The organism is Mycobacterium bohemicum DSM 44277 (genome assembly GCF_001053185.1).
GTDB classification, from domain to species: Bacteria; Actinomycetota; Actinomycetes; order Mycobacteriales; family Mycobacteriaceae; genus Mycobacterium; species Mycobacterium bohemicum.
In genome coordinates, this window is record NZ_CSTD01000001.1 from 2,145,955 (window position 1) to 2,163,245 (window position 17,291).

At 69.8% G+C, this 17,291-nt stretch carries 5 protein-coding genes; 2 read left to right on the forward strand and 3 right to left on the reverse strand.

Going from position 1 to position 17,291, the window contains the following annotated elements:
* Positions 1–37 precede the first annotated feature (37 nt).
* From pe to BN971_RS09745, 3 genes are all read right to left on the reverse strand, one after another.
* Positions 38–1,168 (reverse strand): acyltransferase PE, encoded by a 1,131-nt coding sequence (gene pe, locus BN971_RS09735; RefSeq protein ID WP_090349950.1) that lies wholly within the window; start codon positions 1,166–1,168, stop codon positions 38–40.
* Positions 1,165–4,197, reverse strand: coding sequence for an MMPL/RND family transporter (locus BN971_RS09740; protein ID WP_090349951.1), 3,033 nt, complete (start codon positions 4,195–4,197; stop codon positions 1,165–1,167). Before BN971_RS09740 ends, pe begins: the two co-directional genes overlap by 4 nt.
* A 109-nt stretch (positions 4,198–4,306) precedes the next feature.
* Positions 4,307–5,728 (reverse strand): condensation domain-containing protein, encoded by a 1,422-nt coding sequence (locus tag BN971_RS09745; protein WP_085183257.1) that lies wholly within the window; start codon positions 5,726–5,728, stop codon positions 4,307–4,309.
* A 451-nt stretch (positions 5,729–6,179) separates the two neighbouring features.
* Here BN971_RS09745 and BN971_RS26615 point away from each other — a divergent pair, with 451 nt between their 5' ends.
* Both BN971_RS26615 and BN971_RS09750 read left to right on the forward strand, forming a co-directional pair.
* A complete protein-coding gene (locus BN971_RS26615; protein WP_428978048.1) occupies positions 6,180–9,734 on the forward strand; it encodes a type I polyketide synthase in 3,555 nt (1,184 codons plus the stop codon).
* Positions 9,731–17,290 carry an SDR family NAD(P)-dependent oxidoreductase gene (locus BN971_RS09750; RefSeq protein WP_428978049.1) on the forward strand — a complete coding sequence of 2,520 codons (7,560 nt, stop codon included), beginning with the start codon at positions 9,731–9,733 and terminating at the stop codon, positions 17,288–17,290. Before BN971_RS26615 ends, BN971_RS09750 begins: the two co-directional genes overlap by 4 nt.
* Position 17,291: the final 1 nt, after the last annotated feature.

Below are 17,291 nucleotides of genomic sequence, written 5' to 3' on the forward strand. Positions count from 1 at the left end.
ACGTCACGTCCGTACTGACTCGGTCCGATGCGTCGCGTCAGTGGTCGGCTTGCCCGGCGCCGTGCGACAACACGGACATGGCGCCGGCCAGGATCTGCGAGAACGGGTCGGCACCGCCGCCGAAGGTCGCCTGGTTGGCCGGCGCGGTGACGGCCGCCGGGTCGAAGCCGTGCACCGGGTCCACCTGGACAGGCGCGGTCGACGGGTCGTCGTTCCGCGAATAGCCGGTGTTCACCCGGGGGATCAGGAGGGCGTCGAGCTTATTGAGCGTGTCCTCCGGGATCCCGATGTAGGCCAGCGGCATGACCAGCGGAAGGTGCTTCTCGGGGACCATGATCGTGGTCTCCTTGGCGCCGCGGGAGTTGACGACGGTTCGGATGTTCTGCGGCGGCACCATGCTCGCGTTGGTGAACGCCACCGCCGTGTGACCCGTCGCCAGGCCCATGACCGTGTTGGCGAGCGCGAACAGGTTGTCCGGGTGGTCGGGGAAGTCCGCGATCGAGTCGTAGGCCGCGACGAACTTGTCGGTGTCGTACTGACTGACATACGGCGCGGGCATCGTGTAGTCGAGCGCGGGGACCACGCTGCCGGGCGGGAACATCGCGCTCAGGAAGCTCTGACCGAAGGCGTGCCGCCCGATCGGGTCACCGAATGAGGCAAAGTTCAGCGTGTTCGGCGGCGGGGCGGCCGGGTCGTTTGCCAGCCGGGCCTGCTCGCCGTCGACCACGAACCCGCCTTCCGACAGGCCGATCGCCGTGCCGGGGCGACCGGATTTCACCGCCGCGTCGAGGTTGTCCACTCCCACGTCGACCGACTCGCCGACGCTGGGGCCGTTGAGGCCCAGCCCGGGGAACAGCTCATCGCCGACCTTGCCGATGCCCGGGAAGAGACGCTCGAGCACGTGCCCCTGGACCTGCCCGGCCGGGTAAGGGACGATTTCGCGCTTCTGGCCGGGGAACCACTGCGCGCCCTCCTGGCGGATGTATTCGTCGTAGGGGATGCCCAGAACGTGGGCGCCGCCAAGGGCGAACGCGGTCTGGTCGCCCGGCCCCCGGGGGGTGGGGGGCCCGCCGATCGGCGTGTCGTCGGCCGTCGCAGTGCGAACCCCGAAACACACTGTGGCGCCGACGGTTACCAGCGCGGTGACTCCCGCGAGTAGTGTCTTCATGCCTGCCCCTGACCCCTCGGCTTCCCTAGTTTCACATACCTGACGCGCGCCGCGCTAACCCGGTTGCGGCTCGGCGCCACGCGCGACGGCCACCAGTTCGCCCGTCCGACCAGCGCGGCGATGGCGGGAACCGTGATGGTGCGCACCAAGAAGGTGTCCAGCAAAATCCCCACGCCGATCACGAAACCACCCTGCACCACTGTGCCGATGCTGGAGAAGAGCAGCCCACACATCGAGGCGGCGAAGATCAAGCCCGCCGCGGTGATCACGCCTCCCGTGGAACTCAGGGTGCGGATGATGCCGTAACGCACGCTGCGTGGGGACTCGTCGCGCATCCGGGAGACGAGCAGCATGTTGTAGTCCGCGCCGACCGCGACCAACACCACGAACGCCAGCGGTGGGACGCTCCAATGCAGTTGCTGGCCAAGAAGATACTGGAACACCAGCGCGCCGATGCCCACCGCCGACGAATACGACAGGACCACGGAGGCGACCAGATACAGCGGCGCGACGATCGCCCGCAGCAGAGCCATCAAGGTGAGCAGCACGACGAGGAGGGTCACCGCGATGATGAAACGGATGTCGTGCCGGTAGTAGTCGCGGGTGTCCTTCAGGCCGACGGTGTAACCGGCCATCGACACCGTGGCGTCCGACAGCGTGGTGTTCGGCTGGGCGCCTCGCGCCGTCGCCGTGATCGCGTTGACCTGGTCCATGGCCTCGGGCCCGAAGGGGTTGAGCTTGGTCTGAACCAGGTAGCGCACCGAGTGGCCGTCCGGCGAGATGAACGCCTTGGCGGCCTGCTGGAACTCCTTGAGATGCAGTAGCTGCGACGGGATGTTGAACCCGGCCATGGCCGGTTGCGCCGCGTCGCGTTTCATCGACAACAGGAAGGCCGCCGACTCACTGAGCCCGGCGCCCAGCTGTTTGACCTGTTCGACCAGCTGGGCCACCGCGTCGGCCACCTGCCGGCTCCCACCGGCGAACCGGTCCGAGCCGTTTTGCAAACTGTTCAGGCTGGCCTGCAGGCCGCCGGGCTGGTCCATTCCCAGGGAATGCATCACGTTGGTGAGCTTCACCAGCGCGGCCCGCAGGCGGTCCGCCGACGCCTTCAGGACCCGTTTGTCCGGGTACTCCTGCAACTGGTGCGACAGGTCGTTGATCGCGTCGAGGTCCGCCTGATCGCGCCCGCCGGTGAGCTGCTCGAACGTCCCCCGGGTGGCGCTGCACGACGGGTCGGCGTCGCACACCGGGTTGCCCTGCAGCGCGGTCAGCACCGGGCCGATCCACGCGAACATGTTCTTGGCGGCCGTGAAGTTCCAGCCCATGGAATTGGTGAGCGAGTTGACGTGGTCGACCAGTTGGGCCGCGATGTCGACCTCTTTGACCAGCGTGTCGCCGCTGTACTGGTTCTTCGTCGACGACAGGGCGTTCTGCAGGTCCTGCACGCTGGTGGCGAGCTGGGTGACCTGGCCCCGCACGTGGTTGAGGTTGTCGGCCAGCGTGCCGGCGCCGTCGACCAGCCGGTTCAGGTCGCCTGCGTGGTCGTTGATCAGGGTGGACCCGCTGGCCAGCATGGTGCCGATCGCGCCCGCCTGATAGGTGGCCCGGAACTGCTCGGGCACGTTCCCGGTGGGACGGGTGATGCCGCTGACCGCGGCGATGTTGGGCAGCTGGCTGACCCGGTCGGCCATCTGCTCCAGGTCGGCCAGGGCCTGCGGGCTGCGAAGGTCACGCGGTGACTGGACGAGGATGTACTCCGGAATGGACTGGTTCACCGGAAAGTGGCGGTCCAGCGCGGCGTAGCCGATGGAGCTGGGGGCCGACGGCGCCAGGGCCTTGCGGTCGTCGTAGTTGTAGCGGACCAGGCCGGCGCAGCTGGCCAAGGCGATGAGCACGAGCACGCTGGCAACCAGGTGGGCCTTGGGCCGGCGCACGATGCGGATGCCGGAACGCCGCCACATCCCGGCGGTCAGCTCGCGCCTCGGCTTGACCCAGCCGCGCGGCCCGGCGAGCACCACGATCGCCGGGAGCAACGTCAGCGCGGCCAGGAACGCCACACCGACGCCGATGGCCGAGGACACACCCACGGTCTTGAACACGCCCATCCGGGCGAAGCTGATCAGCAGGAACGTGATCCCCACGGTGCTGGCCGACGCGGTGATCACTTTCCCGATCGAGACCATCGCCTTCGTGATCGCCTGGTCGAAACCGTCGCCGGACCGCAGGTAGTCGTGGTAGCGGCTGATCAGAAAGACGGCGTAGTCGGTCCCGGCGCCGGCCATGATCGCGCTGAGAAACACGATCGACTGGTTCGAGACGCCCGAACCGGTCAGCTGCGAGTAGGCCGCCACCACGGACTGCGCGATCACCAGCGACAGGCCGATCGATATCAGCGGCAGCAGCATGGTGACCGGGCTGCGGTAGACGACCAGCAGGACGATGAGCACCAGAACGGCGATCGCCAGCTCGATCGGCAGCCGGTCCTTCTCACCCGCGACCGTCAGGTCGGCGACGGTGGCCGCCGGCCCGGTGAGTTGCGCCGTCAGGGGGGTTCCGGCGACGGTGCGTTTGACGATGTCGCCGATCTGGTTGAAGGCGGCGTAGGACCGGGGGGTGCCCAACTCCCCCGCCACGCCGACCGGCAGCACCCAGGCTTTGTGGTCCTGGCTGGTCACGGCCGAGCGCAGGGGCGGCGTGCTGACGAAGTCCTGCAGCATCACCACGTCGTGGGTGTCGGCGCGCAGCGCGTCGACCAGTTTGCGGTAGGCGGCCTCGTCGGCCGGGCCAAGGCCCTTGTCGTCGGTCAGGACCACCAACAGGAGGTCTTCGGAGCCCGATTCGTGAAAAGCCTCGGTCATCTTCCGGGTGGTGACGCTCGACGGTGCGTCGCCGGGCAGGATCGACAGCGGGTGCTTTTGCGCCATCTGGTTCAGTGACGGGAACGTCAGCGGCAGGGCGACCGCGATGGCGACCCAGATCCCGATGACCGCCCACGGCCAGCGCACCACGAAATCGGCTAGTCGTCGCATGTCGCCCTCACCCCCGGCCGGCGCAGTCGAGTGCGCTCGCCGGCGACATTCGCCGACGCCTGAATCACTCGGCGCAGTCTCGCGTTCCTAGCCATCGAACTACTTCCCGTCAAGCAACGCGTCCCCAATGCCCGCTGGCGGCGACCCGCCCGCACACCGACTTCATTGCCTCCATGTAGCGGACAACGGATTTCTGCGCCACCGGATTGTCGGGATACATGATCGCCATGGCGGTGCCCTCCCCGTAGCGGAACACATAAATGGTCAGTTGATAGGAATACCGGCCGTCGGAGTAGATGCCGAGGTTGTTGGCATAACCGAGGTCGGCCGCCGCAAGGACGGCGTTGAGGGGGGCGGCGCCGCCGTGCAGGAAATTCGACACCGGAAAGTTCGGCTGTGGCCAGCTCAGCCACGGCGCCAATTCGAGGACGCGGTAATACGGCACCTTCGACAAATTCAGGCCCGAGTCGAAGGACGACTGCGCCGCCCACGCCGCGTCGGCGAAAGAGGCCGCAGCGATCGGCACGGTGATGGGGACCAAGCCGGTGAACCAGCCCTGCGTCATGAAATTGTCCGTGGTCCTGCGGGTGTCCCGGGGGGTGAGGCCGTAGTAGGTGAGGGCGCCCGTGAACTCGTGCTCCACCAGGGCAATGCACGCGAACAGGCCGCCGATGAAGCGCGCGCCCACGGCGGTGCAGGCCGATTCGAACCGCTCCGTCTGCGCCGCATCCATGAGCATTTCGGAGACCAGGTCGCTGCCGCTCGGCTCCAGCGGATTCCCCAGCGGCAGAGGGAATTCGGGAAAGGCCCCGTTGTTGTTCTCGGCGAAGTCGACCCACGCGCGCACCTGGGGCGAATCCAGGGTCAGCGCCGACGTGTACTGGCGCTCGCGCGTGCAGAAATCCTCGAAGCTGCCGGCATCGGGCAGCGCGAGTTGCCCACCGCCGCCACTGAGCGCCGCGTACATTCCGTTGGCTTCGAGCATCGTCGTGCCGATCAACGTCGCGTCCCCGTGGACGTGATCCATGGCGGCAAAAAAGGTGAAGTGGCCCTCGCTTTGGACGATCCCGAACGTGAAGCAACCCCACTCCAGCGGGTTCGGGATCGACACGACGTGGGCGCGTATTTCGTCGACGGTCAGGGTGCCGTGATCGACCGGGGCGAATTCGATGTCCGCGGGATCGGTGAGGGTATGCCGCGCGAATTCCCCATTACCGACGTGTTCGAACCGGCTGCGGAACGTGTCGTGCCGGCGCAGGTACGTGTTGAGGGCGCGATCCATGGCCGAAATGTCGCATTCGCCGGGCACCTCACACGTCGCGATGATTTGCCGCGAAAAGTCCAGTCCGGCGGCCGTGCGTTCGTAATAATTTCGAAGATGCTGACCCTGCATGTAGCTGACCGGCACCGAACTGACCGGCGCGTGCCGCGCCTTCTCGGCGGCCGCGGGCGTCGGGTGCCAGGAGATGACCACGCCCGGCTTCGGTGTCCAATCACCGAGTGAGCCGATCGTAATCTTCCCGATGCGCAATCTGTTCTCCTTGGTCTGGGCGGCCGCAGTTCGGCCCCCCGGTGGCGACACCAAGATAACCTTCCCGGCTGTCACCGGCGCCGACATGCGCGGATACGCCTGCAACCGCACATCAGCGGGTTGGGGGCGGGTCGGCGCAAGCGGCCCGGAGCCATCCGGCGCGGAGGACCCGGCGGGCCGCGAGGCCGACGATACTTGCGCGTTGCGCCGCGATGAAGCGCCCATCCTTGTCATACTTGCGGGCGGAGGTGATTCGGCTGCGGCGACCGTCCGGCATGTGTACATTCGCCACGACGGTCGCTGGGGGCAGTACGCCGGGGGAATTCCGCCAGGTCTGGTCCTGGGTGCGTGAAGTGAGCGGCTCACGGGGTGGTCAGGGGAGACCGCCGTATCGGCGCTGCGACGGCCCGCCGGCATCGAATCTTTCGATCCGAACAGGGAGGACAACCGCATGACATCCGCCGGAGACCCGATGGATTCGGCATCGGGTTTTGCGATCGTCGGCTACGCGGCACGTTTTCCGGGGGCGGCGGACGCGGAGGAATTCTGGCGGGTGTTGCGGGAGGGCCGGGATGCGGTCACGGAGGTGCCCGCCGACCGTTGGGACGTCGACGAATTCTTCGACCCGGACCCCGACACGCCCGGCAAGGTAGCGACCCGCCGCGCGGGTTTCGTCGATGACGTCACGGGTTTCGACGCGCCGTTCTTCGGCATGTCGACGCGTGAGGTCCGGCTGCTGGACCCGCAGCACCGGCTCCTGCTGGAGACGGCGTGGCGTGCGGTGGAGCATTCGGGCACCGCGCCAACGGCTTTGGCGAACACCAATACCGGTGTGTTCGTCGGCTTGGCCACCCACGACTACCTGGGAATGGCATCCGGCGAGCTCGCGTACCCCGAGATCGAGGCCTACATGGCGATCGGGACATCGAACGCCGCGGCGGCGGGCCGGATCAGCTATCGGTTGGGGCTGCAGGGGCCGGCGGTCGCGGTCGACACCGCGTGCAGCTCGTCGTTGGTGGCCATCCATCAGGCATGCCAGGCGCTGCGCCTGGGGGAGTGTGACCTGGCGCTGGCCGGCGGCGCGAACGTGCTGCTCACCCCGGCGACCATGATCACGTTCTCCCACGCGCACATGCTCGCGCCCGACGGGCGGTGCAAGACGTTCGATGCGGCCGCGGACGGCTACGTGCGCGGCGAGGGCTGCGGCGTCATCGTCGTCAAGCGGCTCGCCGACGCGGTCCGGGACGGCGACCGGATCCGGGCCGTGATCCGGGGCAGCGCGGTCAACCAGGACGGCGCGTCGGGCGGCTTGACGGTGCCGAACGGCGTTGCGCAGCAACGTGTTATCGCCGCGGCGCTGAAGCGCGCCGGAGTCGCGCCCGGCGACGTCGGATACCTGGAGGCGCACGGGACGGGCACGTCGCTGGGCGACCCCATCGAGGTCCAGGCCGCCGGCGCGGCGTTCGGCGCCGGGCGCGAGGCGGACCGGCCGCTGCTGATCGGCTCGGTGAAGACCAACATCGGGCACCTGGAAGCGGCCGCGGGAATCGCCGGGGTGATCAAGGTCATCCTGGCCCTCGAGCACGAGGTGTTGCCGCAGCACCTGCACTTTCGCAATCCGTCGCCGCACATCCCCTGGGACCGGCTCCCGGTGCAGGTGGTCAGGGAAGCCACCGCCTGGGAACGCGACGGCGGCCGCCGCATAGCGGGGGTGAGCTCGTTCGGGTTCGCCGGAACCAATGCGCACGTCATCATCGAGGAGGCGCCCGCCGCGGCCGCCCGGCCCGCGCCGGCGCCCGTCGGCGTCGACCGGACCGGGGGACGGCGGTTCAGCCTGCTTCCGCTGTCGGCGCGTACGCCCGCCGCCCTGGGGCGGCTGGCCGAGGAGTACCGCGGCTGGTTGGAGGCGCACCCGGAGGCCACCCTGGCCGACGTGTGCCTCACCGCCGGGGCGGGACGGGCACATTTCGAGCACCGCGCCGCGTTGGTGGTGGATTCGATGCAATCGGCCCGCGAATTGCTCGGCGCGGTCGCCGACGACCGCCCGGCCCCCGGCCTGGTGCGCGGCGTCTCGGACGACCGGCCGAAGACGGCGTGGCTGTTCACCGGTCAGGGCAGCCAGTACGCCGGTATGGCCCGGGAACTGTTCGACGCCGAGCCGGTGTTCGCCGAGACGCTGCACCGCTGCGCGGCGGTGGTCGCCGACGTCCTCGAAAAACCTTTGCTGGACGTCATTTTCGATGCCGACGCCCCCGAAGCCGAAGCGGCGCTGCGCCAGACCACCTACGCCCAGCCGGCGCTGTTCGCGGTGGAGATGGGCCTGGCCCGCCTCTGGCAGTCGTGGGGCTTACAACCCGATGTGGTGCTGGGCCACAGCGTCGGCCAGTACTCGGCGGCGTGCGTCGCGGGCGTGTTCAGCCTGGAGGACGGCGCGCTGCTGATGGCCGAGCGCGGCCGCCTGTTCGGCAGCTTGCCCGCGGGCGGCCGGATGGCGGCGGTGTTCACCTCGGCCGAACGAGCCGAGAGCCTGACCGCCGAGTTCCCGGCCCTGTCGGTGGCCGCCTACAACGGCGCCAACACCGTATTGTCAGGGCCGGCAACGGATCTGGAGGCGGCAGTGACCCGGCTGACGGCCGACGGTGTCCGGTGCGACTGGCTGGACACCAGCCACGCATTTCACTCGGCGCTGCTGGACCCGATCCTCGACGAGTTCGAGTCGTACGCGAACAGGTTCGAATTCAGGCCGCCGCAACTGACTTTGGTGTGCAACCGCACCGGCGCCGCGCTCGACGCGGACGCCAGAATCGACGGCGCCTACTGGCGCCGCCATGCGCGCCAACCGGTGGAATTCGCCAAGAGCGTGCGCACCCTCGCCGATCTGGGGTGCAAAGAGTTGCTGGAGACCGGGCCGCAACCGGTGCTCACCGCCGCGGCCCTGCGGGCGTGGCCCGATCCGGCCACCTCGCCGCGGGCGATCGCGTCGCTGCGCCGAAACACCGCCGATCACCGCCAGATCACCGAAGCCCTTGCCGAGGCGTACGTCTCGGGTCACCTGCCCGACTTCGCCGCCGTCGTCGGACCGGCGGGCAAGCTCGACCTGCCGACCTATCCGTTCCAGCATCGCCAGTACTGGTATCGCGACAACCGGGAATCCCCCAACCGGCAACAGAACACCGCCTCGCGCACCGAGGCCATGCGTCTGCTCGAGGACGGCCGGATCGAGGAACTCGCGGCCCTCCTCGACGGGGGCAGCGGGGACCGGCAGACCCTGCACGTGCTGACGAAGCTTGCCGCCCAACACAACGGGCAGCGCAAGAGCCAGTCCATCGCCGACGACCGCTACGAGGTTCGCTGGCAGAAGTCCACGACCCCCGCGGCCGCCGAGGCGTCCATGTGGCTTCTCGTCGGCGACGACACCACCGCTCTCGCGCCGCTGGTCGACGCGCTGAGCGCGGGCGGCCACCGGCACCAGGTCCTCGCGTTGCCGGTGTCCGACGCGGACGAGGAACGGCTCGCGCTCGCCCTGCGCGCGGCGGTGGAAGACGAACCGGCGCTGCGTATCCTGCACGTCGCGGCGCTGGGTTCCGACCCCGAACCGTCGACGCGGTCGCTGCTGCGGATGCAGCACCATGTTCTCGGCGGAACCCGCCGGCTGTTCCGCGCGGCCGTCGCCGCCGACCTGCGCAGGCCCATCTGGGTGGTGACCCGCGGCGCGCAGCACGTCACCGACGCCGACACGGTGTCACCGGATCAGAGCTGCCTGTGGGGCTTCGGCCGGGCGGCCGCGCTCGAGCATCCGCACGTCTGGGGCGGGCTGGCGGACCTGGCCGAAGGGACGGCCGACGAATGGGGTCGGTTGCTTGCCCAGGTGGCGGCCGAACCGCGCGAGTCCGGCCTGCGGGAAGATCAACTGGCCCTGCGCGATGACGCCGCGTACGTTCCCCGGTTGGTTCGGCGGACCGCGCCGCCGAGCGGGGCGCCGCCGGCGCTGCGCCCTACCTGGTGACCGGGGGCCTGGGCGCGGTCGGACTGGAGATCGCCGGATACCTGGCCGCGCACGGTGCCCGGCACCTGGTCTTGACCGGCCGACGGGCGCCCGGCGAGGCCGCCCGGGGGCGCATCGACACGATGCGCGAACTGCACGGCTGCGATGTCCGGGTCGTCGCGGCCGACGTCGCCGACGCCCACGACGTCGGGCGCCTGTTGGCCACGGTCCGGGCGGAGCTGCCGGCGGTGGCCGGCATCGTCCACGCCGCCGGGGAGATCGGCACCACCCCGCTCGCCACCCTGGATGACGCCGAGGTTGACCGGGTCTTCGCCGGGAAAGTCTGGGGCGCTTGGCATCTGAGTGAGGCGGCGGCGGACCTGCAGCTCGACTTCTTCCTGACCATCTCGTCGATCGCGTCCGTCTGGGGCGGGTTCGGGCAGACCGCCTACGGCGCGGCCAACGCGTTCTTGGACGGGCTGGCCTGGCGGCTGCGCCGGCAAGGCGGGATCAGCGTCAATTTCGGTCCCTGGTCGGCCGGCATGGCCGACGAGGAATCGCGGGCCCGGCTGGCCCAGCGCGGCGTCCGCACCCTGTCGCCCGCCGACGCGCTGGCGGGCATGGCCGACGTCATGACGGCTTCTGCAGCGACCGGGGACCACGGCCCAGCGCAAGGTGTGGTGGCCCGCATCGACTGGTCGCGGTTCCTGCCGCTCTACCAGCAAGCGGGCAGGCGGTCACTGCTGGCGGAGCTGGAGCGAGAGGTGGCCGCCTCGGCACCGGCGGCCGGGCCGTCGGCGCTGGCGGGAAAGACCCGGCTGGTCGAGCAGCTCACCAACGCGCCCGTGCAGCAACGCAAGAAGCTGCTGACCGACCACCTGCGCGAGGCGGTCGCCGAGGTGACCCGGGTGGACGCCGCCGAGATCCGCGAGGACGCCGGATTTTTCGATCTGGGAATGGATTCGCTGATGGCCATCGAGTTGCGGCGCCGCATCGAGCAGGCGGTCGGCGCCGAGGTGCCCGCCACCCTGGCGATGGACCACCCGCGGCTGTCCGACGTGGTGGACTACCTGCTGAGCGACGTGCTCGGCCTCAGCGAACAGGCTTCCGCCGCAACCGAACCCGAGCGGGTCACCCTCCGCTCCGATGAGCCGATCGCGATCGTCGCGGTGGCGTGCCATTTCCCGGGCGCACCCGACCCCGAAGCTTTCTGGGAGGTGTTGTCCGGCGGTGTGGACGCGATCCGGGAAGTCCCGGAGGATCGCTTCGACATCGACGAGTTCTACGACCCGGATCCGGACACTCCGGGCAAGATCTACAGCCGCTTCGGCGGATTCCTGGACAGCGTCGACGGGTTCGACCCGGAGTTCTTCGGAATCTCGCCGCGCGAGGCCGTGTGGATCGATCCGCAGCAGCGGCTGATGCTGGAGACCGCGTGGGAGGGCCTGGAACGCGCGGGCTACTCCCCGGGCGCGTTGCGCGGCAGCCGAACCGGGATCTTCGTGGGCGTGGGCGCCAACGAGTATTCGCACCTGCTCTCCGCCAACTCGGTCGAGAAGATCGAGCCCCACTTCATCACCGGTAACGCGCTCAACGCCATCTCCGGCCGGGTCGCCTTCGCGCTCGGGCTCGAAGGACCGGCCGTCGCGGTCGACACCGCATGCAGCTCGTCGCTGGTGGCCGTACATCAGGCCTGCCAGGCGCTGCACTCCGGTGACTGCGACATGGCGCTCGCCGGTGGGGTGAACGTGCTGCTGAGCCCGGTGTCGATCATCGCCGCCTCGCGCGCCAGGATGCTGTCGCCCGTCGGGCGGTGCAAGACCTTCGACGCCTCGGCCGACGGCTACGTGCGCAGCGAGGGCTGCGGGGTCCTGGTGCTCAAGCGGCTCAGCGACGCGGTGCGCGACGGCGACCGGGTGTGCGCGGTCATCCCGAGCAGCGCGGTCAACCAGGACGGCGCCTCCAGCGGGTTGACGGTGCCCAACGGTGGTGCCCAGCAACGCCTTATCGGCGCGGCGCTGGCGCGCGCCGGTCTCGTCGGCGGGGATGTCGACTACCTCGAGGCGCACGGGACGGGCACCGCGCTGGGCGATCCGATCGAGGTGCAGGCGGCGGGGGCCGTCTTCGGTGCCGCCCGCGAGGCGGACCGGCCATTGCTGATGGGATCCGTGAAGAGCAACATCGGCCACCTGGAGTCGGCGTCGGGGGTCGCCGGCTTGATCAAGGTCGTGTTGTCGCTGCAGCACGAAATGCTGCCGCAGAGCCTGCATTTCGAGACACCTTCGCCGCACATCCCGTGGGACTCGCTGCCGGTGAAGGTGGTGGACAGGGCCACCCCGTGGCAGGCCAACGGCAGGACGCGACGCGCCGGCATCAGTTCGTTCGGGTTCACCGGAACCAACGCGCACGTGCTGATCGAGGAGGCGCCGGCGTACTCGGCGACCGCCGACGAATACTCGACGGGCGACACCCTCGCCGACGCGGACCCGGGGGCGGAAGCCCAGGGCGATCCGGTGGAAGTGCTGCCGCTGTCCGCGCGGTCGCCGCAGGCGCTGGTGGCGTTGGCTCAGCGGTACGAGGAATGGCTGAACACCCACCCGAAGGTCGACATCGCCGACGTGTGCTTCACGGCCGGGGTCGGGCGTTCCCATTTCGAGCACCGCGCCGCGCTCGTCGTGGATTCGGTCCAGGGCGCCCGCGAGGCGCTGGCCGAGTTGGCCGAGAACCGGATGCGACCGGGAGTGGTCCGCGGCGAGTGCACCGACCGGCCGACGACCGCGTGGCTCTTCACCGGGCAGGGCAGCCAGTACCCGGGCATGGCACGCGAGTTGTTCGACGCCGAGCCGGTTTTCGCCGAGACGGTGGCGCGGTGCGCGGAAGCGGTCGACGCAATCCTGCCGCGCCCGTTGCTCGAGGTGCTCTTCGCGTGCGACAGGGAGTCCGGCCCCGAAGCCGGAAGGGCGCTGCGACACACGTCTTATGCTCAGCCCGCGCTGTTCGCCGTCGAGATGGGCCTGGCCCGGCTGTGGAGCTCGTGGGGAGTCGAGCCCGACGTGGTGCTGGGCCACAGCGTGGGCCAGTACGCGGCTGCCTGCGTTGCCGGGGTGTTCAGCCTCGAGGACGGCGCCCGGCTGATCGCCGAGCGCGGCCGGCTGTTCGGCAGCCTGCCCGAGGGCGGGCGCATGTTCGCGGTGTTCGCCGACGCCAAGTACGTCAAGGAGATCGCGGCCGGATTCCCGCGCGTATCGGTCGCCGCGTACAACGGCCCGAACACAGTACTGTCGGGTCCCGGCGAGGATCTGGAGCAGATCTTCGCCCGGTGCGGCAGTGACGGGATCCGTTGCAGCTGGCTGGAAACCAGCCACGCGTTCCACTCGGAGCTGCTGGAGCCGGTGCTCGACGAATTCGAGTCCTATGCGGCCCGGCTGCAGTTCGGTGTGCCGACGTTGCCGCTAGTCTGCAACCGCACCGGAGCCGTCCTGACGGCGGCGACCCCGCTGGACGCCCAGTATTGGCGGCGGCATTCCCGGCAGCCGGTGCAATTCGCCGAGAGCGTGCGCACGGTCGCGGCACTGGGCTGCTCGGTCCTCATGGAGATCGGCCCGCAACCGGTGCTGACCGGGGCGGCGGTGCAGGTGTGGCCGGAACATCTGGCCGCGCCACGCGCCATCGTGTCGATGCGCAAGGGCGTGGGGGACCGGCGCCAGATCGCCGACGCGCTGGCCACGGCGTACGTCAGCGGCCACCGGCCCACCTTCGCCGCGCTGCATCGTTCAGCGCGCCGCCGGCTCGAGCTGCCCACCTATCCGTTCCAGCACCGTCGCTTCTGGCCGAAGACTTCCGGTGTCCCCGGTATGGACGGTCACGGCGCCGCCGTGTCCGGAATCCTGGGCAGCGGCAAGGATCTGGCCTCCGGCGACCTCGTCTACACCAGCCGGCTGTCCGTCAAGTCTCAGCCATGGCTCTGCGACCACGTCATCTACGGCACCGTCGTCGTGCCCGGGGCGACGTATGCGACCATGGCCCTGGCCGCCGTCGGCGCGCCGGCGCGAGTGAAGGACGTCTTCTTCTACGAGCCGATCATCCTGCAGGAGAAGGCTTCTCGCGAGGTGCAGCTGACCTTGCACCCACTGGAGGACGGCACGCAGAGCGAGGACGGCTGGACCTTCCGGGTGCACAGCCGGCCCTACGGCGCCCGAGACGCCGAATGGTCGCTGAACGCCGACGGTACCGTCCTGTCCGGTGCCGGCGAGTCCGGGTCGGCCGCCGACGGGCCGGCGCCCGAGGGCGCGGAGCCGATCGACGCGGTGATCGAGCGCCTGACCCGCATGCGCCCGCAGCAGCTGTTCGAGACCTTCGCCGACATGGAGTTGGCCTGGGGGCCAACCTGGTCCGGCTCCTTGACGTCGCTGTGGCTCGGCGAGGGTGAGGCGATCGGCGACATCACCGTCGGCGAAGAACTGGCCGAGCAACTCGGGGCCGAGCCCATGCACCCGGTGCTGCTCGACCTGTGCACCGGCGTCGCCTTCCCCGCGTTCCCCGCGCTCCTCGCCGCCGAGCAGGGCGTCCACGACCTGTTCCTGCCGTTGCGGTATGGGCAGGTGACGCTGCGGGAGAAGATGCCGCGCCGGTTCTACTGCCGCGCGACCTGGCACACCAGCGCGCTGGACAGCGAAACGCAGGTCTTCGACCTCGATTTCGTCGGTCGCGACGGCCGCGAGCTGGGCGGGATTCGGGAGTTCACGGTCAAGCGCGCGCCGCGCGAGGCGTTGCTGCGCGGGCTCGGCGGAAACGCCAGCCGGCTGCTGTACACCCTGGGCTGGCACGAGGTGCCGCCGTTGGACTCCGGCGAGAATACCGGGGCCGCCGGTACTTGGCTGATCGCCGGGTTCGACGAGCTCGCGGCCCAACTGCCCGGCTGCATCCCATTCGACCGGACCGTGGATGCGCAACCCGTGGGGCAGGTGCTGACACAGGCGCGAGAGCGCGGGATGCCGTTCTCCGGCATCGTCTGGCGCAGCAGCGGGCCGAGCGCGCAGGAGTCCACCGCGGGATCCGTCGCGCGGCTCGAGGCGGAGATCGCCCAGCTGCTCGGTGCCGTGCACACGCTGCAGGGCGAGGAGGCGGTCAGACTGCCCGGCGGCCTGTGGATCATCACCGAGCGCGCCGTCGCGACCGAATCCGGCGAGCCCGTCGACCCGGTGCAGGCCGCGCTGTGGGGACTGGGCCGCACCATCGCCAACGAGGAACCGGCCCTGCACTGCCGGCTCGTCGACCACGACGGATCCCCCGAGGCCGTGCAATCGCTGGCCGCCCTTCTCGGCGCACCCCTCGAGGAACCCGAACTGGCGCTGCGCCAAGGCAAGTTCTTGGCGTCCCGGCTGCTGCCCTGGGCGCGCAGCGGCCATCTCGCGGTGCCGCGGGCCAACGATTACGTCCTAGCCCCCACCGAACGCGGCGCCATCGACAACCTGCGTCTGACCGAGGCGGAAGTCCCGCCGCCCAACGACGGCTACGTGCAGGTCCGCGTCGAGGCCGCCGGGTTGAACTTCCGGGACGTGCTCAACGTGCTGGGCCTGTACCCGGGCGACCCGGGCCCCATCGGCGGTGACTTCTGCGGCGTCGTCACCCAATTGGGCGGCGGCGTCACGGGATTGGAGGTGGGCCAGCGCGTCTTCGGCTTCATGCAGGGCGCGTTCGCCAGCCGGTTCAACGTGCCGGCCCAGCTGCTGGCGCCGATTCCCGACGGGTTCGGCGCGGTCGACGCGGCGACCATTCCCGCCGCGGCGCTGACCGCCCGGCTCGCGTTCGACTGGGCGCAACTTCAGCCCGGTGACCGGGTGCTCATCCATGCGGCCAGCGGCGGCGTGGGCCTCGCGGCCATCCAGATGGCGCAGCAACACGGCGCGATCGTCTTCGCCACGGCCAGCACCTACAAACGCGCGACTCTGCGCAAGCTGGGGGTGCAACACGTCTACGACTCGCGCACAACGGATTTCGCCGACCAGATCCTCGCCGACACCGACGGCGCCGGCGTCGACGTGGTGCTCAACAGCCTGACCAACGAGGGCTTCGTCGAGGCCACCGTGCGGGCGACCGCCCGCAACGGCCGTTTCGCGGAGATCGCCAAGCGTGACATCTGGACGCCCGAGCAGATGGCGGCGGCCCGTCCCGACATCGCCTACGAGATCGTCGCGCTGGACACCGTCACCCTCCAGGAACCCGAGCGCATCCGTGGCCTGCTCGGTGAGGTGGCCGCCGGGTTGGCCGCCGGGGAGTGGGCCCCGCTGCCCGCCGAGATCTACCCGCTGGCGGAGGCCAAGGCGGCGTTCCGCCGCATGCAGCAGGCGCGGCACATCGGGAAGATCGTGCTGCAGATGCCGAACCCGCTGCAGCCGCGCGGCGATCGGAGCTATCTGATCACCGGGGGGCTCGGCGCGATCGGCCTGCACACCGCGGCGTACCTGGCCCAACTCGGCGCGGGCGACATCGTCTTGACCAGCCGTCGGGCGCCCGACGCGGAGGCGCAGCGGACCATCGACGACATCGCCGAGCGCTACCGGTGCCGTGTCCACACGTTCTCGGCCGACGTCGGCGACGAGGCACAGGTCGAAAACCTGCTGAATTCGATCCGCACGGAGTTGCCGCCGCTGGCCGGGATCGTGCATCTTGCGGGCGTGCTCGACGATGCGCTGCTTTCCAAGCAGAACATGGAGCATTTCCGGAGGACGTTGGCGCCCAAGGCGTTCGGTGCCTGCTACCTGGACCGGCTGACCAAGGACGACGGTCTGGACTTCTTCATCGTGTCCTCGTCGGTGTCCAGTTTGCTCGGTTCACCAGGCCAGGCCAACTACTCGACGGCCAACGCGCTGCTCGACGGGCTGGTCGCGCAGCGGAAGGCGCGTGGCCTGCCGGCAACCGGCGTGAACTTCGGTCCCTGGGCCAGGGGCGGCATGGCCTCTTCGGAGGCCGCGCGCACCAATATCGGTGCCCAGGGCCTGGTTCCGCTGGAGCCGTCGGCCGCCCTCGCCGCGCTCGCCGAGGTGGTCGCCAACGGAACCGCACAGGCGACCGTCATCAAGGCCAACTGGCAGCGCGCCGCGAAGCTGCTGGGCGCCTCGCGGCCACCGATCCTCGACCTTGTGCTGCCGAGTGCCGCCGGGGAGGCGACCGGGGACAGCGAATTGCTGCGACAGCTGCAGAAGGTGCCCGCCGCCCAACGGGCCGGTTTCATCACCGAGTTCCTGCAACGCGAGGTGCAGGGGTTCCTGCGGCTCGCGCAACCGCCGGCCGCAACCAGCCGATTCCTGGACCTGGGCACGGATTCACTGATGGCGGTCGAACTCCGCAACCGGTTGCACAGCCAGTTCGGTGGCGCGTTCACCATCAACGCCACCGCGGTGTTCGACTACCCGACCATCGGTGGGCTCGCGGAGTACCTCGCCGGCCAGCTGCCCGAATCGGAGCCAGAGCCACAGCCGGAGCCACAGCCGGAGCCGGAATCGGAGCCGGAGCCGGAGTCGGCGGCGGAGCCGGAGCCGGAGCCGGAATCCGTTGCGGGGCCGGAGCCGGGCTGAC

Bases quoted from the DNA above. Each gene is read 5' to 3' on its own strand.
- BN971_RS09740 (WP_090349951.1), bottom strand. From the start codon at position 4,197: ATGCGACGACTAGCCGATTTCGTGGTGCGCTGGCCGTGGGCGGTCATC.
- pe (WP_090349950.1), bottom strand. From the start codon at position 1,168: ATGAAGACACTACTCGCGGGAGTCACCGCGCTGGTAACCGTCGGCGCC.
- BN971_RS26615 (WP_428978048.1), top strand. From the start codon at position 6,180: ATGACATCCGCCGGAGACCCGATGGATTCGGCATCGGGTTTTGCGATC.